19 protein-coding genes and 1 pseudogene are annotated in these 21,596 nt (G+C 65.4%); 9 read left to right on the top strand and 11 right to left on the bottom strand.

Features of this window, described 5'->3' with window-relative positions:
- The first annotated feature begins 134 nt into the window (after positions 1-134).
- From lpqS to BST14_RS00685, 6 genes are all read left to right on the top strand, one after another.
- Positions 135-551, top strand: coding sequence for a putative copper homeostasis (lipo)protein LpqS (lpqS, locus tag BST14_RS00710; protein WP_497795568.1), 417 nt, complete (start codon positions 135-137; stop codon positions 549-551).
- A gap of 179 nt (positions 552-730) precedes the next feature.
- Positions 731-1,840: an FAD-dependent oxidoreductase gene (locus BST14_RS00705; protein WP_083062677.1), complete on the top strand. Its 1,110-nt coding sequence runs from the start codon at positions 731-733 to the stop codon at positions 1,838-1,840.
- A 96-nt stretch (positions 1,841-1,936) separates the two neighbouring features.
- A complete protein-coding gene (locus BST14_RS00700; protein ID WP_245845254.1) occupies positions 1,937-2,662 on the top strand; it encodes a DUF4396 domain-containing protein in 726 nt (241 codons plus the stop codon).
- 82 nt (positions 2,663-2,744) lie between these two features.
- Positions 2,745-3,776: a hotdog fold thioesterase gene (locus BST14_RS00695; protein ID WP_083062740.1), complete on the top strand. Its 1,032-nt coding sequence runs from the start codon at positions 2,745-2,747 to the stop codon at positions 3,774-3,776.
- A 77-nt stretch (positions 3,777-3,853) separates the two neighbouring features.
- The gene (locus BST14_RS00690; RefSeq protein WP_083062676.1) at positions 3,854-5,059 is read left to right on the top strand and encodes an amidohydrolase family protein; all 1,206 of its coding nucleotides are present in this window, start codon (positions 3,854-3,856) and stop codon (positions 5,057-5,059) included.
- 57 nt (positions 5,060-5,116) lie between these two features.
- The gene (locus BST14_RS00685; RefSeq protein WP_083062675.1) at positions 5,117-5,491 is read left to right on the top strand and encodes a hypothetical protein; all 375 of its coding nucleotides are present in this window, start codon (positions 5,117-5,119) and stop codon (positions 5,489-5,491) included.
- On the opposite strand, the gene BST14_RS00680 is transcribed toward BST14_RS00685, so the two are convergent.
- From BST14_RS00680 to BST14_RS00670, 3 genes are read right to left on the bottom strand one after another with little or no spacing between them, the layout of a single operon-like run.
- Positions 5,439-5,762, bottom strand: a complete 324-nt coding sequence (locus BST14_RS00680) for a hypothetical protein (RefSeq protein WP_083062674.1) — start codon at positions 5,760-5,762, stop codon at positions 5,439-5,441. The genes BST14_RS00685 and BST14_RS00680 overlap by 53 nt on opposite strands.
- A gap of 1 nt (position 5,763) precedes the next feature.
- A complete protein-coding gene (locus BST14_RS00675) occupies positions 5,764-7,254 on the bottom strand; it encodes a molybdopterin-dependent oxidoreductase (RefSeq protein ID WP_083062673.1) in 1,491 nt (496 codons plus the stop codon).
- 12 nt (positions 7,255-7,266) lie between these two features.
- The gene (locus BST14_RS00670; protein ID WP_083062672.1) at positions 7,267-7,767 is read right to left on the bottom strand and encodes an oxidoreductase; all 501 of its coding nucleotides are present in this window, start codon (positions 7,765-7,767) and stop codon (positions 7,267-7,269) included.
- A 258-nt stretch (positions 7,768-8,025) separates the two neighbouring features.
- Between BST14_RS00670 and BST14_RS00665 the strand changes: the two are divergent.
- Positions 8,026-9,980 (top strand): annotated as a pseudogene (locus BST14_RS00665) (SpoIIE family protein phosphatase).
- Here the strand turns inward: BST14_RS00665 and BST14_RS00660 are convergent.
- The 3 genes from BST14_RS00660 to BST14_RS00650 form a co-directional block, all read right to left on the bottom strand.
- Positions 9,977-11,221, bottom strand: a complete 1,245-nt coding sequence (locus BST14_RS00660) for an acyl-CoA dehydrogenase family protein (protein WP_083062671.1) — start codon at positions 11,219-11,221, stop codon at positions 9,977-9,979. The pseudogene BST14_RS00665 and the gene BST14_RS00660 overlap by 4 nt on opposite strands.
- A gap of 10 nt (positions 11,222-11,231) precedes the next feature.
- On the bottom strand, positions 11,232-12,383 hold the full coding sequence (locus BST14_RS00655) for an acyl-CoA dehydrogenase family protein (protein ID WP_083062739.1): 1,152 nt from the start codon (positions 12,381-12,383) through the stop codon (positions 11,232-11,234).
- Positions 12,384-12,574: 191 nt separating this feature from the next.
- On the bottom strand, positions 12,575-13,534 hold the full coding sequence (locus BST14_RS00650) for an alpha/beta hydrolase (protein WP_083062670.1): 960 nt from the start codon (positions 13,532-13,534) through the stop codon (positions 12,575-12,577).
- A 279-nt stretch (positions 13,535-13,813) separates the two neighbouring features.
- Here BST14_RS00650 and BST14_RS00645 point away from each other — a divergent pair, with 279 nt between their 5' ends.
- Positions 13,814-15,046 (top strand): cytochrome P450, encoded by a 1,233-nt coding sequence (locus tag BST14_RS00645; protein WP_083062669.1) that lies wholly within the window; start codon positions 13,814-13,816, stop codon positions 15,044-15,046.
- Positions 15,043-16,200: a Zn-dependent alcohol dehydrogenase gene (locus BST14_RS00640; RefSeq protein WP_083062668.1), complete on the top strand. Its 1,158-nt coding sequence runs from the start codon at positions 15,043-15,045 to the stop codon at positions 16,198-16,200. The genes BST14_RS00645 and BST14_RS00640 overlap by 4 nt, the downstream gene beginning before the upstream one ends.
- A 9-nt stretch (positions 16,201-16,209) precedes the next feature.
- Here BST14_RS00640 and BST14_RS00635 read toward each other — a convergent pair whose 3' ends face one another.
- The 5 genes from BST14_RS00635 to BST14_RS00615 are packed head-to-tail and all read right to left on the bottom strand — an operon-like array spanning position 16,210 to position 21,581.
- On the bottom strand, positions 16,210-18,114 hold the full coding sequence (locus BST14_RS00635; RefSeq protein ID WP_083062667.1) for a YhgE/Pip domain-containing protein: 1,905 nt from the start codon (positions 18,112-18,114) through the stop codon (positions 16,210-16,212).
- 3 nt (positions 18,115-18,117) lie between these two features.
- The gene (locus BST14_RS00630) at positions 18,118-18,795 is read right to left on the bottom strand and encodes a hypothetical protein (RefSeq protein ID WP_083062666.1); all 678 of its coding nucleotides are present in this window, start codon (positions 18,793-18,795) and stop codon (positions 18,118-18,120) included.
- Positions 18,782-19,435, bottom strand: a complete 654-nt coding sequence (locus BST14_RS00625; RefSeq protein ID WP_083062665.1) for a TetR/AcrR family transcriptional regulator — start codon at positions 19,433-19,435, stop codon at positions 18,782-18,784. The genes BST14_RS00630 and BST14_RS00625 overlap by 14 nt, the downstream gene beginning before the upstream one ends.
- Positions 19,436-19,491: 56 nt before the next feature.
- Entirely contained in the window at positions 19,492-20,313 is an 822-nt protein-coding gene (locus BST14_RS00620; RefSeq protein WP_083062738.1) for an SDR family NAD(P)-dependent oxidoreductase, read from the bottom strand.
- 47 nt (positions 20,314-20,360) lie between these two features.
- Complete coding sequence (locus BST14_RS00615; protein ID WP_083062664.1) at positions 20,361-21,581, bottom strand: cytochrome P450; 1,221 nt, start codon at positions 21,579-21,581, stop codon at positions 20,361-20,363.
- Positions 21,582-21,596 lie beyond the last annotated feature (15 nt).

The following is a 21,596-nucleotide window of genomic DNA, read 5'->3' as shown; positions in this document are numbered from 1 at the left end:
ATCTCACCGTGCGCGCCGCAGTAAACGGCTAATCGCCTGTTTCATAACATCTTTGACATCCCATCATGTCGGGTGTGCGCTTCGTATGTCGAGTTTCGCATATACCCCCCGGGGGTGCTAGCATTCGAGTCGTGATGCACCCGAGGACTGCCCGCACGAACAAGTGGCTGCGCTACGCGACCGCGGTCGCGGCCCTTTTCTGGGTGCTGGGCGCCGCCGCCGGGTGCCACCTGCCCCACATGGCAATGCCGGTTTCGCATCCACCGACGATGTCGGCAACTGCGACACACCCTGCCGTCATCGCGGCGGTCCAGCATGCCCCCGTCGGCGCCCAGCCCTGTTCGCCGATGGATCGGGACTGCCAGCACGTGGCGCAGGCTGCCACGACAACCGATTTGGTAGCCCTTGCCGTTGCGGTCACGCTCATGGTGGTAGCCGCATCGCTGGCTTGGCCGGTGGTGTTGACCCGCGGCCCGCCACGGCCAGCCGGCTTCGTTCGACATCGGCCGGGTCGGCGCATCCTGACCCAGCACTGCATCGCCCGAATCTGACCGGCCAACGCCAGGCCGCAGCGTTCACCATCTGCGCTTGGCGTCGCTGCCCACGTCCGCTGCCGCGCGCCCGCGCGGGAGATTCAGAAACGAGCATGTCAGATGAACTTTGTCGTATCCGAATATCGCAATACGTTGCCTGCCAACGTCTTTAACAATCCAACGATGGCGTCGCGGTCATGAGCACGCTAAGACCGCACGCGCTGGTGATCGGGGCGGGGGTCAGCGGCCTTACCACGGCGCTGATGCTGGCCCGTGACGGCTGGCGAGTCACCGTCGCTGCTGATCGATTCGACCGCGACACGGTGTCGACGGTCGCAGGTGCGGTGTGGGAGTGGCCGCCGTCGGTGTGCGGCCGTCACCACGGCCAAACCGTCCTGGCTCGCTCGGCCGGGTGGGCCAGGGATTCCTACCCGCGCTTTGCCCGACTGGCCGCCGACCCGCGCACGGGTGTGCGGCTGCGACCCGCGATCTTCTACTTCCCGCGGCCAGTCGCGGAGGATCCGGCCGAGTCGGCGAAAATGGCCGAGGTCGAACAGTTCGTGCCCGGGTTCGTTCACGACGCTGAACTCATCGACGCCCACGGCATCAATCCGGACGCCGGCATGGTCGACGCGTACTCGTACCTGGCACCGACGATCGACACCGATCAGTACCTGACCTGGTTGTACCGTCAGGCCGCGGCGGCCGGCGTGAGCCTGACCACTCGCCGCATCCGCGGATCGCTTGCCGAGCAGGAAATCAAGTTACGCACCGAGTACGCCGCCGAACTGATCGTCAACTGTTCCGGGCTGGGTGCGCGCGAGCTGGCCGGCGACTCGACGATGGAGCCGCACCGGGGCGCCTTGCTGCGGATGATCAACGACGGCAACGCGATGGCGTGGGTGACGGCCGTGCATGCCGTCGCGAACGACACCAGCACGGACAACCAGGACATGGTGTTCATCGTGCCCCGCGGCGCCGATCGGCTGCTGATAGGCGGACTGGTCGAGCCGGACCAATACGACACCCGACTCGACCTGGACAACTATCCGCCGCTGCGCGACATGCTCGAGCGCTGCGCCGAATTCCTGCCCGTTCTCCGCAAAGCCCAGCTCGACCCACACGACCCGGTGCGAGTCGGACTGCGACCGTTCCGCGAAGGCGGGGTGCGGCTGCAAGTCCAGCCCGGCACCCGGATCGTGCACAACTACGGCCATGGCGGTGCCGGTGTCACGTTGTCCTGGGGCTGCGCGCTCCAGGTGACCGAGTTGGCCAACGTGGTGCTGTCCGGCCAAGGCGTCGCCTGAAACACGTTGGCGCACAGTACAAACGGGACCGCAACGTTTTCGTCGAACCCAAACGACCTGAAAGTAGCAAGGACTCAAATCATGATGATGATGGCAATGCCCGCGCCGCAGTGGGTGACAGTCGTGGCCTGGATAGTGACCATCCTTGGTGTGATGGTTGCCGGTGTCATACTCACCGATATATATCTGGGCGGTTATCGGCAGCCGCTGAAGGCAATGGAGGCGGTCTGGCCGGTGACGGCGATCTATGCCGGTCCGGCCGCCTGGTGGGCCTACTACCGGTGGGGCCGGCCAGCCACCTTCCGATGGCAAGAGCAACACGGCCGGGCGCCCCAAACGGGCCGTGCCGCAACGGCTGCCGTGCAGACCCTCCCCGGTGGGGCGGTCTCATTCGTCGGCCACATGATCGCCATGCCGCTGGTCATGTGGACGGGGTGGACGATCGGCGGTCAGGGGGTCTGGCCGATGATGCTGCTGATCGTGGCCTTTGCGCTGCCGCTGCTGTCCGCCTTTGAGTTCCACGCGCTCAGATCGGCCGGGCAGATCAGGTCGGCGGGCCGTCGTTGGTGGGTGGCGGCGCGCGTTTCGATTCTCGCGATTGCCGCATTCGACGTGGGCATGGGCGCCTCCATGCTGGTGGTGGCATTCGTGCTGCGCTATTCCCCCGACTCCATGGCGTTCTGGCTGGTCATGTGGGCCGGCATGTGGCTGGGTTTTGCGACCGCCTACCCGATGGTGCGGTGGCTGCTTTTGAAAGACACCACCGACTCCGCGACCCCGGCAGCTGCAGCCCCGCACCCGCAGGTCCAGACGGCCCGGTAACCGAGCAGCGAACGGCCCCAGTCGCGCGGTAACCTCGTTCTCATGGCGCGAGCAGCGCGCGATGGAAGGGGATCACTCGCTCATGGCCGACCCCGGTGACGACATCGAGGTGACGCGCGGCGACCGCTTCATCAAGACGGCCGTGGCGATATTGGGCGAAACGGGACGCACCGACTTCACCGTACAAGAGGTGGTGGCGCGGTCCAAGACGTCGTTGCGCGCGTTCTACCAGCACTTCAGCAGCAAGGACGAGCTGTTACTGGCGTTGTTCGACCGAACCATTGCCCAATCGGTGAAGGCCTGGCGCGCCGAGACGACGGGGTTGGACAGCACCTCGGCGCTGAAACTGTTGATCGACCGACTAAGCCAGCAACCGGAATCGAGCATCCAGGACAGCCTCAATCGCGCGCTGACCCTCTACAACCAGCACCTGGCCGAGACCCGGCCCCGCGAATACGCCCGGGTGCTCTCTCCCCTGCACGGCCTGATTCGCGACATCGTCGGGCAGGGCATCACCGAGGGGGTCTTCAACCCCGGATTGGACGTCGGCGCGGCGGCCGCCATCGTCATGCAGACGATGATGGGTGCGCAGCGATTGCATTGGCTCGGTTCGGAATTGAACGGAACGCCGGTCCACGCCGGCCAGCTGTACGACTTCTGCAGTCGCGCCCTGGGCATCCGCGATGCCGATGAAGAGTCGACCGTCCCGTCGCTGGCCGAGCTGTTCGGCCAGATCGGCATGCGCCCCAGCACCCGCAACGGCCAATTCGCCATGACCATGCCGGTCAGCCCCGCGGTGGTCAACACCTCCGGCGCGCTGCAGGGCGGGCTGATCGCCACGCTCGTGGACGTGGCGGGCGGACAATTCGGCCTGGACCACCTACAGCCCGGCACCACCATGACCACCGCGGATCTGTTCATCCGCTACCTGCGGCCGGTTCGGCAGGGGGCGGCGTTCGCGGTGCCCACGATGCTGCGATCCGGACGACGGGCGATGGTGATGCAGGTGGACATCTACGGCGACGGCGACGACGAACTGCTCGCCACGGCCACCGTGAATTTCGCCGTCATCGACGGCGACACCCCGACGACGGGGCTGCGGGCCGACGCCTGAACCGCTATACCCTGTTGCGCAAAAGTGGTAACGTCGTTACCGCGGGTGAGAATAGAGACTTCTGCTAGGAGATTGTCATGCCGTCCCGGGAACTGCCCTTCCCCGTCTTCGACGCGGATAACCACATGTACGAGCCGCAGGAAGCCCTGACCAAGTTCCTGCCGGAAAAGCGCAAAAACGTCATCGACTATGTCCAGGTTCGCGGCCGCACCAAGATCGTGGTGCGCGGCCACATCAGCGAGTACATCCCGAACCCGACGTTCGAGGTGGTGGCCCGCCCGGGCGCCCAGGAAGAGTACTTCCGCAACGGCTCGCAGGGCAAGAGCTACCGCGAAATCCTCGGCGAGCCCATGAAAGCCATCCCCGCGTTTCGGGAACCGGGCGCCCGCCTGGAGGTCATGGACGAGCTCGGCATCGACTTCGCGCTGATGTTCCCGACGCTGGCCAGTCTGGTCGAAGAGCGCATGAAGGACGACCCGGAGATGACCCATGACGTCATCCACGCGCTCAACGAGTGGATGTACGAGCAGTGGTCGTTCAACTATAAGGACCGCATCTTCGCCACCCCGGTGATCACGTTGCCGATCGTCGACCGCGCGCTCGAGGAACTCCAGTGGTGCCTGGACCGCGGCGCGCGCACCGTGCTGGTCCGGCCCGCGCCGGTGCCCGGCTACCGCGGCAGCCGATCGTTCGGCCTCGAGGAATTCGACCCGTTCTGGCAGGCCTGCGTGCGCGCCGAGGTCCCGGTGTCGATGCACGCCTCCGACAGCGGCTACTCGGAGCTGCTCAACATCTGGGAGCCCGGCGACGAATTCCTGCCCTTCAAACCGACCGCCTTCCGCAGCCTCGCCATGGGACATCGGCCGGTCGAGGATGCTTTCGGCGCCTTGATCTGTCACGGCGCGCTTTCGCGCAACCCGGATCTGCGGATCCTGTCGATCGAGAACGGCGCCGACTGGGTGCCGCACCTGTTCAAGGGTCTCAAGGGCGTCTACAAGAAGATGCCGCAGGCGTTCGCCGAGGATCCGATCGAGACGTTCAAGCGCTGCGTCTACGTCAGCCCGTTCTGGGAGGACCGGTTCACCGAGATCGTCAACATGGTCGGTACCGACCGGGTGGTCTTCGGATCCGACTGGCCCCACCCCGAGGGCCTGAAGGACCCGATCACCTTCGTCGACGAGCTCGCCGACTTCAGCGACGAGGATAAGGCAAAGATCATGGGCGGCAACCTGATGAAGCTCATGAAGGTTTCCGCGCCGGCCAAGAAGCCGGTCTCGGCTTGATCGGCGCCGGTCTGCGTTTTCTTGGGACGCGTCCGCGCTCGCAACGATGGAGGGCAGATGAGCGGGGCACCGGACAACGGGACGCCGGTCAATATCGATGATGACGTCGCGCTTCTCACCGAGCAGATCGACGCGGTCAAACGACTCGGACAGCGCGACGACGTCGACGACGAAGACGTCTTCGACCTCAACATCCGGTGGGGCACCGCGCTCGCGGGACGGCTGCCGCGCATGGCGCACTACAGTTCGCTGGGCCAACTCTGCGACGCCGATCAGCGGCGGTTTGAATCGCTGTGTGATCAGCTATGCGAGTTATCGCCTCTGATAAAGCGATTCGACCTGACTCGCCCGAAGCTCCCCGGGTCCACCGACGGTCAGGCTAACGGTCGGGGTCATGCTCGGAAGCGTCCGTGGCGCCTGGCACGTAGGTGAGAAAGTCCTTGTCGGACAGTCTGATCGCGGTTCGCGGCTTCGCGCAGTCCGGGTTGCGGCAGGTCAGGGCGACCATGTAGGCGTCGGCGTCCTCATTGAGAAACAGATAACCCAGGTAAAGGGCGCCGCCGACGGCGAAATCGGTTGCGCCGCAGGCTTCGCAATGTCCACCCTTGGCGGCGACTTGCTCGAGGACGCGGTGCCTGGCCACCGTATCCAAGCTGATCAACTCGGGGCGTACCCCGACCCCCTCGGTCGCCATGTCGGTCATCTCAGATTTCCACGTCCTTGTCGTAATACACGCGGTCCTCGCGCCAGCCTCCGGTACCCATGCCGATACCGGCGTAGTCCTCGACGAACTCGATCTGGTTGATCCACTTGGCCATTTTGAATCCCACTTGGGTTTCCACCCGCAGACGCAACGGCGCGCCGTGCTGGATCGGCAAAGGCGTGCCGTTCATTTCGTACGCCAGCAGGGTCTGCGGCTTGTCGGCGAACTCGAGGTCGATCACTTCGTAGAACTGGCCCCCGCCGTGCGACGCCGGCTCGTCGGTGCTGTTGTCCTGCATGGTCAGGAAGCAGACGTAGCGGGCCTGGGGCAGCGGCCGCACCAAGTCAACGAGCTGACGCAGATGGACTCCGGTCCACTCGCCGATGCTGGTCCAGCCCTGGACGCAATTGTGCATCACGCGTTGGGTTTCCGGCTCGGCAAGCGCCCGCAGGGCACTGAGGTCCAGGGTCACCGGGTTTTCCACCAGGCCGCCGACCCGCAGTCGCCAGTCAACAAAGTTGTGCACCGCCATCACCTTGTATTCCGTGCTGGTGGGCGGCTTTCCATTGACACGGTGCTGCTTGGAGATCTTGTGCGCCGGATAGTTCTGCCGTGAGTTCAGCGGCCGCAACAGCAGACGACGAGCCGCGGTGACCACCGCCCCCAGCACACGCTGCACCGACCGCGGGTTGCGCAGACTCCACACCGTGGCCGCGACATGGACGCCGATGATCGCGGCAACGATCAGCAGGGAGATCGCGGTCGCCCAGTACGTGTTGCGTACGGCGCCGAAAATCATTGCCGCCGTCAGCCGGCCCCAACCCCAGAAGAAGATCATCGACAGGTGAATCGTGATGAAAATCAGGAAGGCGACCAGGCCCAAGAAGTGCAAGCTGCGTGCCCATTGCCGACCGCCCCACATCTGCACGTACCACGGGAACCGCGCCTCGATCGCCGGCGACTGTGCGGCCCCGGTCAAGATCTGAAACGGCGCAAGGACGAAGACGACTCCCGCATACGTCAGTTTCTGCATGGCGTCCAGCGGCTCGCTGGGCAGCACCGGCGGGAGGTTGAACGACAGGTACGTGACGATGTCGTCCCAGGCTTCGGGGAAAATCGACCATGAGGCGGGCCAGTAGCGATGCCATTGGCCGGTTGCGAACAACAGGATGTAGTACGACAGGCCCAACAAGATCCAGCCGATCACCACGAAGAAGTGCCAGTGGCGGCCCACGCCGAGCTGCGCGCGGCCGGGCAGCGAGATGAACGGGCTGTATTCCTCTTCTTCGTCAAGGGTGTCGTAGATCCTGTCCCGCGGCATGACCTTTCGGGTGAAGCGGGCCCACTCCGAGCCCGGCTTGCTGTCGTCGTGCCAGTACAACTTCGGGTGGGTGGCCAGGATCTCGATGCCGCTGCGCAGAATCAGCGTCACGAAGAGCACGTTCAACCAATGATCGATGCGCAGCCATACCGGATAGTCCAACGTGGTCATGCCCGGGCCCCGTCAGTCATACCACTGCTGGCGGTGCGGATAGGCCACGTTGATCCCCGACAACACCGTCGTGTGCACGGCGATGAAGGCAGCCGCGCACACCATTGCCAGTGTTCCCGGCGCGAAGTCCCATCGGGCGGTCACCGCTTCCAATGCCGGCAGGCCGACCCACCGGGTGAGGAGATAGACGACGAGAAAGGCCGAGCAAATCAGGCTGCCGAGATACCAACCGACTTGGGGCACTGAGGGTTTGATGCCCATCAGCATGGCACTCGCGGCGATCAGGCAGGCGCCTGCCAGCACAACAACGTAGGCGGCGAAATACCCTGGCAGATGCGGCCGGGTGGCCAGAACGTAAGCGTGCACCGCAACCAGACCGGTCAGCAGCGTCCCGCCCAGCGCGGTCACCGCACGGGGCAAGTTAAATGCCACCCAGCCGTTCAGGGTGAGCACTGGTGACGTCAGCAACCGCCGCCACAGCGCCGCCGCGCGTCGAGCCACGAGATCGGCCACGACAGCGAGGTACCCGCGCCAAACCGGCCGCAAACGGCGCCGTTTTGCCGTCCGAGGCCGCGATTGTCGCAGGCGTCAATTGCATTACCAAGCGAATTGGCGACACAATTAACGGCGGTGACCAAACCGCGCAATACGCAGCCATGACCCATTGCTAATCTGGACGACTATTTGTGCAAATTAGGTCGGCCCATTGACCCGGTTTTCGACACGACCCTTCGTTGTGGGCCGCTCGAGGCTGCTAGGAGGGACGGCCAGATGGTGGCCGAAAAGGACTGGGACCGAACCGTCGGTGCGGCCGAGGACGTACGCCGCGTCTTCGAGAACGTCCCCGCGCTGTTGGTCGGGCTCGAGGGGCCCGATCACCGATTTATCGCGGTCAACGCGGCTATCGCACACTCAGTCCGCCAATTGACTCCATCGGGCTATTTGTGCGTGACATCTATCCCGAGCTGGAGAGCCAAGAAATCCTCCACATGTTCGACCAGCTATATCAAACGGGCGAGCCACAGTTGGGCACAGAATGGCGGGTCCAGGCGGACTTCGACCGCGAGGGACACCCACAGGAACACTTTCTCGACTTCATCGTCACGCCGCGGCGCGCGGAGGACCGCTCGATCGAAGGCGTGCAACTTGCCTTCCTCGACTTCACAAGCCGCGTGCAGGCGCGAATGGCCGCCGAAGCGCGCCTCGAGGAGCTCTCCGAGCGGTATCGCAACGTGCGCGATTCCGCCACCGTCATGCAGCAGGCGCTGCTGGCACCCTTGGTGCCCGTCACTCCCGGCGCGGACGTGACCGCCCAGTATCTCGTCGCCGCGCAGGACACCGCGGCCGGTGGCGACTGGTTCGACGCAAATACCCCTCGGCGACCGGCTGCGGTGACGTCGTCGGCCATGGCGTCGAGCGGCCGCGGTGATGTCGCAGTTGCGTACCGTGCTGCGGATGCAGGTCGTCGCGGGATATCCGATCGCCGAAGCGCTCGAGGCGGTCGACCGATTCCGCAAGCACGTACCGGGGTCGAACACGGCCACGATGTGCGTCGGCTCGCTGGACTTCGCACCGGCGAATTCCGCTACTGCACCGCGGGACACCCGCCGCCACCGCTGGTAACGGCGGACGCCACCGCGCGGTACCTCGAGCCGTCCGGTGCGGGGCCCCTCGGCAGCGGCACCGGCTTTCCCGTGCGCACCGAATTCGTCGACGTGGGCGACTCGATCCTGCTATACACCGACGGTCTCATCGAACGACCCGGCCGGCCATTGGGTGCCAGCACCGCCGAATTCGCCGAGCTGGCCGCGAACATCGCCGGCGGACAGCGCGGGTTCGTCATCGAATCCTCGATGCGGGCGATCGACCGCATTTGTTCGGAGACACTGGAATTGCTGCTGCGCTCGACCGGATACAGCGACGACGTGACACTCCTTGCGGCACAACGCCGGACGCCGCCGACACCGCTGCACCTGACACTGGATGCAACAATAGGTGCGGCGCGGGCGGCACGCACCCACCTGCGGCAATGGTTGTCGGACGTGGCCGCCGACGCGGACGACATCTCCGATGTGGTGCACGCGATTTCGGAGTTCGTCGAAAACGCGGTCGAGCACGGGTACGCCACCGAGGTCACCGACGGCGTTGTCCCGGAGGCGATGCTGTCCGGCGATGGCAACCTGCACGCCTCGGTGATTGACCGTGGCCGGTGGAAGGATCACCGCGAGGGCGCGACGGGGCGTGGTCGCGGCCTCGCCATGGCCGAGGCCCTGGTGTCGGAGGCGCACGTCAGTCACAAATCCGAGGGAACGACCGCCAGTGTGACGCACCCGCTCTCGCGGCCGGCGAGTTTCGTCACCGATTCCGTGATCAGCCGCGCGGCCGAGCGTCGAACGGTCAGCGCGGAATTCGTCTCCGAGGTCAGCGAACCGGGCCGCATCGTGGTCGGTGGTGATGTCGACTCCAACACCGCGCCGACGTTGGACCGTCAGATTGCCGTCGAAAGTCGTTCCGGCGTCGCACCCTTGACGGTCGACCTCAGCGCCGTCACCCATCTGGGATCGGCGGGCATCAGCGCGCTGGCCGCCGCCCGCGAGCGGGCGCAGCGACAGGGCAGTGAATACCTGTTGGTGGCACCGCCCGGAAGCGCGGCCCACCATGTCTTATCGCTGGTCCAGATCCCCGTGGTGAGCGGCCTCGCCGAGAACGTCGTCGCCGAGGGTTAAGCCCGGTCGGCCCGTTCGCCGTGGCGCACTTGGTTGAACGGCACACCGCGGTCGGCGGCGTATTCACGGGGGAAGCCCAGCACCCGCTCGCCGATGACGTTGCGGGCCATCTCCGTGGTGCCGCCGCCGATGGCGACGGTCTGGCGGGACAGATAGCGCACACCCGTTTCGAGTCCGGCGCCCGGTTCGCCCACGACGCCGGCACTTCCCGCGATCGCAAGCGCCGTGTCGACATCCGTCGTCGTGGTCTCGGAGTGAAACAGCCGGATCAGCGTCCCGGCGGCCGGCGGCAGCGCGCCGTCTCTGACGCTGCGGTAGACGTGACCGATCAGTTGCTCGGCCACCGCGCGGTGCACCAGGGCGCGGCCGGCCATCTCCTGCACGCGTTGGTTGTCGGCCTGTCCGGTCTTATCCGCAAGGGCCACGTAGTCCACCGGAATCGCGTTGCCGCCCTCGCTGCCGCTGCCGCTGGCGAACTCGGACCCCTGCCCCACCGCCCGGCGCTCGTGGTAGAGCTGCCGCGAGGCCACCGCCCAGCCGCCGTTGACCTCACCGACGACGGCGTCATCTCCCACGTCGACCCCGTCGAGGAACTCCTCGCAGAATTCGGTGGATCCGCTGAGCATCGTTATGTGCCGCAACGTGATTCCGGGATGCGCGATGGGCACCAGGAACATCGTCAGGCCCTCGTGCTTGGGCACATCCCAGTTGGTGCGGGCCAGGCACAAGCCGTAATCGGCGGCGAACGCGCTCGTGCTCCAGGTCTTGGCGCCGTTGATAATCCACCGATCGCCGCGGCGCTCGGCCCGGGTTAGGACGCCGGCCAGATCCGATCCGCCGCTGGGCTCGCTCAACAACTGCACCAGCACCTCCTCGCCGCGCAGCGCGGCGGCGATGTGGTGCTTCTTCTGGTCTTCGCTGCCGGTGTCGAGCAGCGTGGCGCAGCAGATGGTGAACGTCGGGGTGTTGAGAATCAACGGCATCTCATAGTCGACGGACTCGGCGTCGAACGCCTTCTGGTATTCGTAGTCCAGCCCCAGGCCGCCGTACTGGCGGGGAAAGCAGATGCCGGCGAATCCGCCGTCGTACAACCGCTTCTGCAGTTCCCTAGCCCGCAACCACGACCGTTCGTCGTCACGCGGCGCGGCAGGCGGCGCCTCACGGTCGATGGCGGGCATGTTGTCCGCCAGCCATGCCCTGGCCCGGGCGGCGAACTGCGCAACGGACTCGGTCGACGTCATCGGGTCTTCCTCATTTCGCCGAACGGCCCGCCTTTTCGAACTCGTACACGCGCAGATTGTGCTCCTCGGGAGTGCCGAACGTGCTGCGGTACAACGTGATCCGACGCAAATACAAGTGCAGGTCGTGTTCCCAGGTAACGCCGATACCACCGTGCATCTGCACGCAGGCCTGGACGATCTGGCCCGCCATCTCGCCCACGTAGGACTTGGCGATGCTGGACGACAGGTTCGCTTGCGGCGCGCGGGCCGCCACGTCGGCGACCGCCGCTGAGGTGGTGGCGCGACAGGCTTCCAGCCAGAGCTTCATGTCGGCGAACTTGTGCTTGAGGGCTTGGTAGGACGCCAGCGGACGACCGAACGTGTGCCGGTCCAACGCCCACTGCACGGTGAGATCGAAGACGGTCTGCAGGGCGCCGACGACTTCGGCACATTGCAGCACCTGGGCGATCTGGCTCTGCCGCTCGATGAGCGCGCCCGTCTCGTCGGGAGTGCCGACGGCCGCGGAGCGCGGCACCGCGACACCGTCGAAGTGCACGCGGGCGTATTGCTTAACCAGATCGACCGACTGCTGCGGTTCGATCCGGACGCCCGGCGCGTCCGTCGGCACCAGAAACTGACGGATCTGCGCGGCATTCGCGCCGCAGCGCGCCACCACCAACAGCGCCGCACTCTGGGCCCCCGCCTCGACGCGGTCCTTGACGCCGTCGATACGGTAACCGAAGTCGGTCTCGGTGGCCGTCACCGAAGGATTCAACGGTGCCCAGCCCTGACCCGGCTCACACACCGCCCAGGAGGCCACGGTCTCACCGGAGATCAGCGACTCGATGGTGTCGGCGTGCTCGCCCGAATTTACGCACTCGACAAGCCCGGTGAGCACGGTGCTGACCGGATACAGCGGCCCGGGCGCCACCGTCTTCCCGAGTTGTTCGGCGACCGTGGCCAGGTCAGCGAAGCCGTTCCCCGAGACGTTTCCGCCGCCCAACTCCTCCGGGACCAGCAGGGCGGTCCAGCCGAGCTCGGCGGCGCGCCGCCACCATGCGGGGTCGAACGAGGTGCCCTCGGCGTGCAGCTCCCGCACCCGGCGCAGCGGCGTTTCCTTATCCAGGAAGGCCTGGGTGGTCGAGGTGAAAAGGCTCTTTTCCGGAGAGTCGAGGGTGGTCATGATGCCGAGGGAATCCTTCTTGACATTCGATCGCTGCGGCTGCAACGGAAACGGTTTGAGTGGTTGATCATCCGCCCGATCGGTCCTCGGTTGGCTGGCGTTTCCGATGTTAGCAACGCCCAATACGGTAAGAGATACCGGAGCTCAGTCGGTAATGCGCGGGAGCACGCCGGCCGGAAGCGAATCCGCTGCTACATGGCGAACACGCGGCGCAACGCCAGTGCGTGTAGCGCCCGATTCTCCTGCGAAACCACCCAATCCGGCACCATCGAATCGAAGCCGTTGAAGGTAGCGGCGATTACATGCAATTCGGTATGGACGAAGGCGTGCAACAGCCGGTTGGCGTAGTCGATGGCCTCGTCGCGACAGGGATCGATTTCCGAGCAGCTGACGAACGTCGGCGGCAGGCCTTCGAGGTTGGCCCGGTGCGCCGGGACATGCTGACCATTGGCGCTGGCGTGGCCGAGGTAGTGGTTCCACGCCCGGCTCACTGCCGGACCGTTGAGGCCCGGGGTCCGCTGGAATTCGCGGCGCGAGGGCGTGGCGTCGGAATCGAGCATCGGCTGGTGCAGGATCTGCATCAGGATCGCTGGACCCTCTTGGTCGAACATGCGCTGCGTCAGTCCCGCAACCAGCGCCGCACCTGCATCCCGGCCCATCACCGCGATGCGGCAGGCATCGGCGTCCAGCTCCTCGCTGTTCTCGACGGCGTAACGCAAGGCCGCTTCGACATCGTCGAGCGCCGCCGGGCACGGATGCTCCGGCGCGAGCCGGTAGTCGACCGAAACCACCAGGCAACCGCCGTCACGGGCCAACTCCGCGCAGTGCGCGTGGTCGGTCTCCAGGTTTCCGGTGACAAACGCGCCGCCATGGGCGTATATGACCAGTGGCGCGCGGGATTCGGCGTGGCCGCGATACAGCCGCAGGCCCAGTTGCTGACCGTCCGGACCGGCGATGGAGCGGTCGTCGATCGACACCCCGGTGGTGTCGGCCGACGCGGCGCGCTGCGCGGCCAGCAGGTTGGCGTGTTCACGCTCGGCCGCCAGCGTCTCGGCGCGGAATTCGAAGGCGCCCAACGCCACGGCGGCGTCGCGCAGCACCGGATCAATGCGGGTGAGGCCGTGTGGCCGGGCCAGATTCGTCTGTGTCATGTCAACTCAATTTTCGGGCTCGTCGTGCGGGCTCATCGGCGGTTCGGTGACGGTAGGCCTTACCGGACACCACCTTCAAAGTAGACCTGCGCTTTCAGGGGTCGACATCGGAACCCGTCAACCTGGCCGGGGGGTCATGAATGTGTCCGAGCCGTTGGGCTACGTTGCTATCTATACTATGATAGCTATTTTCCGCTGGGTTCCACCCGCCGTGGATTTCGCGGGCACTCGCTTCGGTCCGCGTGAACGGCCTTATCGGTTGTTTCAGGAGGAGCGCTGATGACGCTCAGCACTGACCCGAACGGTCAGCCCGTCGTGCCTGCATTGGATTTGACCGGCGAAATCAGCCCCTACCCCTTCTTTGAGCACATGCGCCACACCGACCCGGTATGGCACGGTTCGCTGGGCGATAACAGTCAGTTGCCGGAAGAGCTGCGGCCCGACGACGAATGGGTCCTGTTCGGCTACGACGGTGTCTCCCAAGCTTTTCGCGACGACCGCATCTTCACTTCGGCCGCCTACGACAAGACGATCGGGCTGGTGATGGGACACACCATCCTGGCGATGGGCGGCAAAGAACACCACGACCACCGCAACCTGGTGGCTAAAGCGTTCCGCGCGACCGCGCTGGAACGCTGGGAACCCAAGGTCATCGGGCCGGTCTGCGGTCAACTGGTCGACGAAATCAAAAACGACGGTCATGCCGATCTGGTGAAGGCGGTGACGTTCGAATTCCCCACCCGGATCATCTCGACGCTGCTCGGTCTGCCCGCCGAGGATCTCGACCTGTTCCGGCGGCTGTCCCTCGACCTGATCTCCATCCCCACCGACATCGTGGCGGGATTGAACGCCGCCACCGAGCTTTACGACTATTTCCTCAAACAAGTCGAGCAGCGCCGGCGCAAGCTGACCGATGACATCATCGGCGACCTGGTTGCCGCCGAGATCGACGGGGAAAAACTCACCGACGAGGCCATCATCGCCTTCTTGCGGTTGTTGTTGCCGGCCGGCTTGGAGACCACCTATCGTTCCTCGGGCAATCTGCTGTACCTGTTGCTGACCCATCCCGAACAACTGGCGATGGTCTATCAGGATCGGTCCCTGATACCGATGGCGATCGAGGAGGGGCTGCGGTACGAAACGCCACTGACCACGGTCATGCGGACCACCACCGAAGAGGTCGAAATCGGCGGCAAGACAATTCCGGCCGAGGCGCAGATCGACATGTGTATGGGCTCGGCCAATCGCGACGAGAGCCGCTGGACCGATCCGAACACGTTCGACATCCGCCGGCCGCGCCAGTCCCACATCGCCTTCGCCGGCGGTATCCACATGTGCCTCGGCATGCACCTGGCCCGCCTGGAAACTCGGGTAATGCTCAACAGCCTGTTCGATCGCGTCGACCGGCTGGCGTTCGTGCCTGACGACGGAACCGGCGAGGAATCCAAGATCGTCGGGCTCACATTCCGGTCGCCGAACAAGCTTCCCGTCACGTTCGCGCCCGCCGCATGAGAAGCCACGCAGCGATCCTGCACGACGTCGGCGGGCCGTGGTCTGTCGAGGAATTCGAGCTCGATCCGCCCAAGGCCGGCGAGGTCCTGGTACAGATGGCGGCCGCCGGCTTGTGTCATTCCGACGACCACATCCTCAAAGGTGACATGTCGGCGCCCAATGAGGTGATGCGATCCATGGGGCTGCCGACCATGTTCCCGACGATCGGCGGCCACGAGGGCTCCGGCATCGTGCGTGAGGTCGGCCCCGGCGTCACCGACTTCGCCCCGGGTGATCACGTGGTGATGTCGTTCGTCGCGGTGTGCGGCCAATGCCGTTGGTGCGCCAGCGGAATCGAGTACCTGTGCGACGTCGGCATCGGCACCATGATCCCGGGAATGCCGACGGACGGCACCTTCCGCCACCACACCGCCGACGGCCGCAGCCTTGGTCACATCGCCAAGATCGGCGCCTTCGCCGAACACACCGTGGTGTCGACCAATTCATTGGTGAAGATCGATGAACGCCTGCCCTTGACGTCGAGCGCGCTGCTGTCCTGCGCCATCCCAACCGGTTACGGTTCGGTCGCCAACCGGTCGAACATGCGCGCCGGGGACACCCTCGCGGTGATCGGTGTGGGCGGAATCGGGACTGGCGCAATCCAGGGTGCCCGGATCAACGGCGCCGCCCAGATCGTGGCCGTCGACCCGGTGGACTTCAAACAGAAATCGGCGCTGCAATTCGGCGCGACACACAGCGCGGCGACCATCGCCGAGGCGATGGATTTGGTGCGGGATCTGACGTACGGGGTGATGGCCGACGCGGTGGTGGTCTCGCCGTCGTTGATCACGGCCGAGGACGTCCGTGACGCGGTGAAGCTCACCCGCAAGGGCGGCACCTGCGTGCTCACCGGCATGACCTCGCAATTGACCCGCTCGGTCAAGATCGACCTGCAGGACTTCATCCTGATGAACAAGACGTTGGCGGGCACCATATTCGGCTCGTGCAATCCGAAGGCGGACATCTCCCGGCTGGCCCGGCTTTATCAGACCGGTCAGCTCCAGCTCGACGAGATGATCACCAAGCGCTACCGCCTCGACGAGGTCAACGACGCCTACGACGACCTGCTCAGCGGCAGGATCGTGCGGGGCATCATCGATTTCGGGATCGCCTGAAAACGCTGCCTACATCTTGATCGCCGGAATGAGCCTACTGAGATTCCAGAGCCGGTCTCTTCGCGCCGACAGGCAGGAGATCGCCAGCGCGACAGCCGTTATCCCGACCAGCACGATGATCGCCTGCCATAACCTGGCGTCGATGCCGCCGAGGATGAGCTGGCGGAGTCCGTTGACGCCATAGGTCATCGGGTCGAAGCGGTGCAGGATCTGAAACGGCCGTGACGTGGTCTCCACGGGATACATCCCGCCCGCGCTGACAAGCTGCAGCATGAGCAGAGCCATGATCAGCACCCGGCCCACCGCTGGACCGACGAGCGCGTTGATCGCCTGCGTCGCGGCGACGAACGCGCCGCAAATCAGCACCATGAACCCCAGCATCGCCACCGGGTGGACGGCGTGCATCCCGAGGGCGAACCGGACCACACAGTAGAGCACGACGGCTTGGAAAAGCGCGATCGCGGCGGCGGGCAGGTAGCTGGCGAGCACCACGCGGAACGCCAGCACCTCCGCGGCGATCGCGCGAGTCTGCAAGGGACGCAGTACCATCCAAAGCACCAAGGCGCCGAAGAACAACGCGAGCGTGAGAAAGAACGGCGCCATCCCGGTGCCGAAGTTGGGCGCGGCGTTCTCGTGTGAAGCCTCGAGTTGTACCGGACCGCCGATGGTGTCGGCGACCGCATCCTTTTGCTGGCTCGTCCAATTGGGTACCTGCTTGGCGCCCTGAGCGAGTTTGGTCGCCAGCTCGGCCGACCCCCCGTTGAGCTGTCGTGCGCCGTCGTCGAGTTTGGCGATGCCGCCGGCCAATTCGGCGTTGCCGGTGGCGACCTGCTGGGCTCCGTCGCGCAGCTGGGTGAGCTTGTTCGTCAACTCCTGTCCCTTGCTGCCGACCTGGTCGAGCGCCGACCCGAGCGGACTGCCCGGGCCACGCAACCCCGATGTCATCGCGATCGCTGCGTTCTGCGCATCGGTGAGCTGTTGGCGTATCTGGGGCGTGAACTGGTGGCCCCGGAGCTGATCCTGGATGCCGCGCAGGTTGTTCGCCAGCGGATCCCGTCGTGCGGAGAGCTGATCGATCACCGACGACAGCGAACTCGCGGCGGCATCCTGCGCCGCGGCGATGGCGCCGAGCTGATCGTTAGCCTGCGCGAGCGCGGTTGCGCCCTGTTGCAATTGCTGCGTGCTGCCACCGATCTGTGACACCGCCTTGGTCACCGCGAGCAGCGGGTCGGTGGCCTGGTTGATCCCGTCTGACAGTTGCTTGGCACCAGCGGCAAGCGTCGCCGAGCCGGACCGCGCGCTGTCGAGGCCGGTCACCAGCTGACCGGCACCGTCATCGAGTTGAGCCGCCCCATCTGCGGCCTGCTTGATACCCGATCCCGACGAAACCACCACCGACAGCATCTGATTGACGGCCTGGCCCGAGATCCGGCTGGATACGGCGTTGAGCACCTGCCCGATGGCGGTACGACCGATGCTGGTGGAGATGTAGTTGTTGGCGTCGTTGTAGACGGCGATGAGATTGGCCTTCTTGGGTTGCCCGGTCACCGGCGAGGCGATCGCCGCGCTGAAGTCCGGCGGCAACTCGACCATGAAGTAATACTTGCCGTGATCGACTCCGTTGCGTGCCTCCGGCAGGTCCACGACGTGCCAGTCAAGGCCGCCGTCCGCGGTCAGGCTCTTGGCGATCTCCGCGCCGGCGTTGAACTGCTGCCCGGACACGACGGCGCCACGGTCGCGGTTGACCAGCGCCACCGGCATCTTGTTGGTGTGGCCGAAGGGATCCCAGAACGCCCACAGATACAGCGCCCCATACACCAAGGGGAGCAGCATCAGTACCACGATTGCCACGCGGGTCAACCGGCTACGGCCGAAGCGTTTGATCTCTGAGCCAAAAGCGAGTCCAGCCAGCATCTTTCAGCCCCCTCCGGTCAACATGCGGTGATCGTGTAGTTCGTGGTCGGGTGCGTCCGCGCCGAGCGGGTTGGTCACCCCGACGACGACGGTGCGCCGCCTCGCGATCACGCCGAGCCTGTCCGCCGCGGTCGTTCGCCGGGAACTGTCGCGAACCTGCTCGAGGTCGCCGACCACCAGGATCGGACGGTTCGACAGCAACGCCAACGTGATTCGCAGCAAAAACAGGTCGAGGTCCGACAATTCGACGATGTAGGTGTCGTGGGACGGCGGGGCCATCTCCCCGAAGACCTCGGTGAACTCGGCGGGACCCGATTCCAGCGGCACCGATGAATACCACGGCGCCAGCCACCGACGTTGCTCGGCGATCACGGTCCCCACGGTCACCGAATCCTCCAGCTCGTCGATGTCATCGAAGGCCGCGATCGAGCACTGCCGTCGGATCGCGCGCGGGGTCGTTTCGCCGAGGACTGTGAGCGTGCCGTGGCTCGGCTTGAAGCGTCCCGCGAGCGTCAGCAGCAGCGTGGTCTGCCCCGGCCCGCCGGGCATCTGAATCGCGTGAAAACCCGGTCTGAGCGCGAGGTCGATATCCGAAAACAGCGGGCCGTGCTCGCCGTCGACGCCTAAACCGTGGGCGGTGATCACCGGCGCCGCCGTGTCCGGCTCGTCATCTGTATCCATGGGGCTCTTCCTGATCGGCCGAAGCCGGGATCGATTGCAGCACTGCGGTGATCAGCCGCGTGAGCAGGTCGGGGTTGATGGTCCCGGGACGCAGGACCTCTTCCATCGCGATGCCGAGGTTGATCGCGACGACGAGCTGGGCGAGGTCGGCCAGCTCCCGATCGTCGGCCGCGGACGGGGTCGTTTCGACGATGTGCACCGCTTGGTCGGCGGCCGCGGTGCGGCGGCGTTCGATGAGGCGCTCGCGCAGCTGGTGGTCACGCTGGGCGCGCAGCCAGTATTCGACGAACAACACGTAAAAATCGGAGTGGTCGCGAACGGCCTGCAGCCATGACCGACTCAATTCGCGTGCTGCCGCATCGGTGTCGCCGCCGCTGCTGTCCAGGGCCGTGGCGATCTGCTCGCCGCGCAGCTCGAACTCGCGGTCGAGCAGGGCCAGGAACAGCTCGTCCTTGGATTCGAAGTTCGAGTAAACCGCACCCTTGGTGAAGCCCGCGGCCTGGCCGATGGCGTCGATGGTGGCCCCGGCGAATCCTTCGGCGGCGAAAACCTTCGACGCCGCGTCCAGGATCCGGTCGCGAACCTCGCCGCGGGTGGGGCGGGTTCGGAGCGGCTTGACAGGTGACATGGTCAGCAGCATACTCCTCGGTATCGAATGGATACTAGTGAGTATTGAAATGTTTGCCGACCGGTCGTCTAGGCGAGCTTGGCCAGGGTGTGATCCCACAGCTCGCGCGCAAGGACCGGATCGTAGGCCGCCCGATTGGCTTTGGCGACTTTGCCTTTCACGTAGTATTCGCCGACCGCCCAATCGACGCCGGGCACGCTGGTGGCCAGCCAGACCAGCTGATCGGCGCCATCATCCGGGGACTTGATCAGTCCGCTGACCGGCGTGCGTTGCACGGTCGTCAGGAACCGCGAGCCGGACGAATGACCGATGTTGGTGTTGACGAAACCTGGATGAACCACCGCAACCGAAAGACCATCGGCGCAAAAGCGCCGATGTAATTCCCTGGTGAACAAGATGTTTGCCAACTTCGCTACCGCGTAGGCGGTGCTGGGCCGGCGTCGTTCCGTCGCATCGAAATCGGCGAGCTTGACGTTGCGCAACAGCCGCTGCGACGAACTGGACGTGTTGACAATCGTGGCCCGCGAACCGACCAGCACGTCCAGCAACCGCGTGGTGAGCAGGAAGGGTGCCAGGTAGTTGACCTGAAGGGTGATCTCGTGACCGTCGGCCGTGCGGTGCGGCTTGGAGAACACGCCGCCGGCGTTGTTGCCCAGCACGTCGATGCGCGGATATTCGGAGCGGATCTTGTCCGCCAGGGCGTGCACCTGGGACAGGTCGGCGAAGTCTGCGACGAAGTAGTCGGCGTCGAGCTCCGCGGCCACGGCGGCGGTCTTGCCTTCCGAGCGCCCCACCAGCACCACGTTGGCGCCGCCGCGGCTGATCCGACGGGCGGCTGCCGCGCCGATGCCGTCGCTGGCACCGGTGATGACAATCGTCCTACGCGCCATTGCCTCGACCTCCACAGGGAGTGTAGCGACAGCCGGCGCGGCCGCGGTCAGGCCAGCGAGTACCGAACCGGCAGATGCTTGAGTCCGCCCACGAAGGTGGTGGCAACCAGCTCTGGGTCGCCGGTCAGTTCAATGGATTTGAGCCGGGGCAGCAACTCGGAGAAGAAGCTGTTGACCTCCATCCGGGCCAGCGCAGCACCCATGCAGAAGTGCACACCGTAACCGAACGCCAGGTGCTTGTTGGGGTCGCGACCGACGTCGAAGCGAAATGGTTCGCTGAAGACGTCCTCGTCACGGTTGGCCGAAACATAGGACAGCAGCACCGAATCCCCCGCGGCGATGGGCACTCCGCGCACGGTGGTGTCCCTGGCGGCGGTCCGCATGAATTCCTTGACCGGGGTCACCCAGCGGATCATCTCCTCGGTGGCCAGTGGCATCAAGTCTGGGTTGTCGCGCAGGCGCCGGCGTTGATCGGGATTCTCGATGAGGGCGTGCAGCCCCCCGGATATGGTCGCGCTGGTGGTGTCGTGGCCGGCGGTGGCCACGATCAGGTAGTAGGACACGGTGTCGATGTCCGACAGCGGTTCGCCGTCGACGCGGGCGTTCGCGATCGCCGACGCCAGGTCCTCGGTCGGGTGCTCGCGACGCGACGCCGTCACACCGTTGAAGTAACCGAACATGTCGAACAGCGCCGGCAGCTGATCCTCGTTCGTGCTGCCCCGTTTGAATTCGGAGTCGTCGCTGCCGAACAACTCCTGGGTCAGCGTGAGCATCCGCGGAAAATCGGCCTCGGGCAGCCCCAGCAGCGACATGATGACGTAGAGCGGGTAGTTGACCGCGACCTCCTGAACGAAGTCGCATTCGGGGCCGGCCGCCATCATCTTGTCGACATAGATCTTTGCCAGTTCGTCCACCCGAACCTTCAACGCCCGCATCGCCTTTGGGCGAAACCAGTCGGAGCCGATCGCGCGCACCACCCGGTGCTGTGGATCGTCCAGATGGATCAGCGTGCGCACGCCGGCGGCCGCCTGCATCTCGTCGCCTTCGGCGGTCGTCAGCACCGGCCGGGGCCAGTTGGTGAAGAGCATGTTTTCGCGTTCGATATCCATGATGTCGGCGTGCTTGGTGATCGCCCAGAACGGCCGGTAGTTCGGGACGTCGACCCAGGACACCGGGGCGTTGGCGCGCAGGTGCGTCAGCGCGGCATGCAGCCGCCGGTCGTCGGTGTACGCCAACGGGTCCGCCAAGAGCTTCGCGGCCTCGTCCATCGTCGTTGCGCTCAC

Source organism: Mycobacterium arosiense ATCC BAA-1401 = DSM 45069, from assembly GCF_002086125.1.
Lineage (GTDB): Bacteria > Actinomycetota > Actinomycetes > Mycobacteriales > Mycobacteriaceae > Mycobacterium > Mycobacterium arosiense.
This window is presented reverse-complemented; position numbering and strand designations above follow the sequence as displayed.

Bases quoted from the DNA above. Each gene is read 5' to 3' on its own strand.
- BST14_RS00690 (WP_083062676.1), top strand. From the start codon at position 3,854: ATGCCGTCCCGGGAACTGCCCTTCCCCGTCTTCGACGCGGATAACCAC.
- BST14_RS00645 (WP_083062669.1), top strand. From the start codon at position 13,814: ATGACGCTCAGCACTGACCCGAACGGTCAGCCCGTCGTGCCTGCATTG.
- BST14_RS00630 (WP_083062666.1), bottom strand. From the start codon at position 18,795: ATGGATACAGATGACGAGCCGGACACGGCGGCGCCGGTGATCACCGCC.
- BST14_RS00650 (WP_083062670.1), bottom strand. From the start codon at position 13,534: ATGACACAGACGAATCTGGCCCGGCCACACGGCCTCACCCGCATTGAT.
- BST14_RS00655 (WP_083062739.1), bottom strand. From the start codon at position 12,383: ATGACCACCCTCGACTCTCCGGAAAAGAGCCTTTTCACCTCGACCACC.
- BST14_RS00615 (WP_083062664.1), bottom strand. From the start codon at position 21,581: ATGGACGAGGCCGCGAAGCTCTTGGCGGACCCGTTGGCGTACACCGAC.
- BST14_RS00700 (WP_245845254.1), top strand. From the start codon at position 1,937: ATGCCCGCGCCGCAGTGGGTGACAGTCGTGGCCTGGATAGTGACCATC.
- BST14_RS00635 (WP_083062667.1), bottom strand. From the start codon at position 18,114: ATGCTGGCTGGACTCGCTTTTGGCTCAGAGATCAAACGCTTCGGCCGT.
- BST14_RS00695 (WP_083062740.1), top strand. From the start codon at position 2,745: ATGGCCGACCCCGGTGACGACATCGAGGTGACGCGCGGCGACCGCTTC.
- BST14_RS00620 (WP_083062738.1), bottom strand. From the start codon at position 20,313: ATGGCGCGTAGGACGATTGTCATCACCGGTGCCAGCGACGGCATCGGC.
- BST14_RS00705 (WP_083062677.1), top strand. From the start codon at position 731: ATGAGCACGCTAAGACCGCACGCGCTGGTGATCGGGGCGGGGGTCAGC.
- BST14_RS00680 (WP_083062674.1), bottom strand. From the start codon at position 5,762: ATGACCGACATGGCGACCGAGGGGGTCGGGGTACGCCCCGAGTTGATC.
- BST14_RS00675 (WP_083062673.1), bottom strand. From the start codon at position 7,254: ATGACCACGTTGGACTATCCGGTATGGCTGCGCATCGATCATTGGTTG.
- BST14_RS00685 (WP_083062675.1), top strand. From the start codon at position 5,117: ATGAGCGGGGCACCGGACAACGGGACGCCGGTCAATATCGATGATGAC.
- lpqS (WP_497795568.1), top strand. From the start codon at position 135: ATGCACCCGAGGACTGCCCGCACGAACAAGTGGCTGCGCTACGCGACC.
- BST14_RS00660 (WP_083062671.1), bottom strand. From the start codon at position 11,221: ATGACGTCGACCGAGTCCGTTGCGCAGTTCGCCGCCCGGGCCAGGGCA.
- BST14_RS00640 (WP_083062668.1), top strand. From the start codon at position 15,043: ATGAGAAGCCACGCAGCGATCCTGCACGACGTCGGCGGGCCGTGGTCT.
- BST14_RS00625 (WP_083062665.1), bottom strand. From the start codon at position 19,435: ATGCTGCTGACCATGTCACCTGTCAAGCCGCTCCGAACCCGCCCCACC.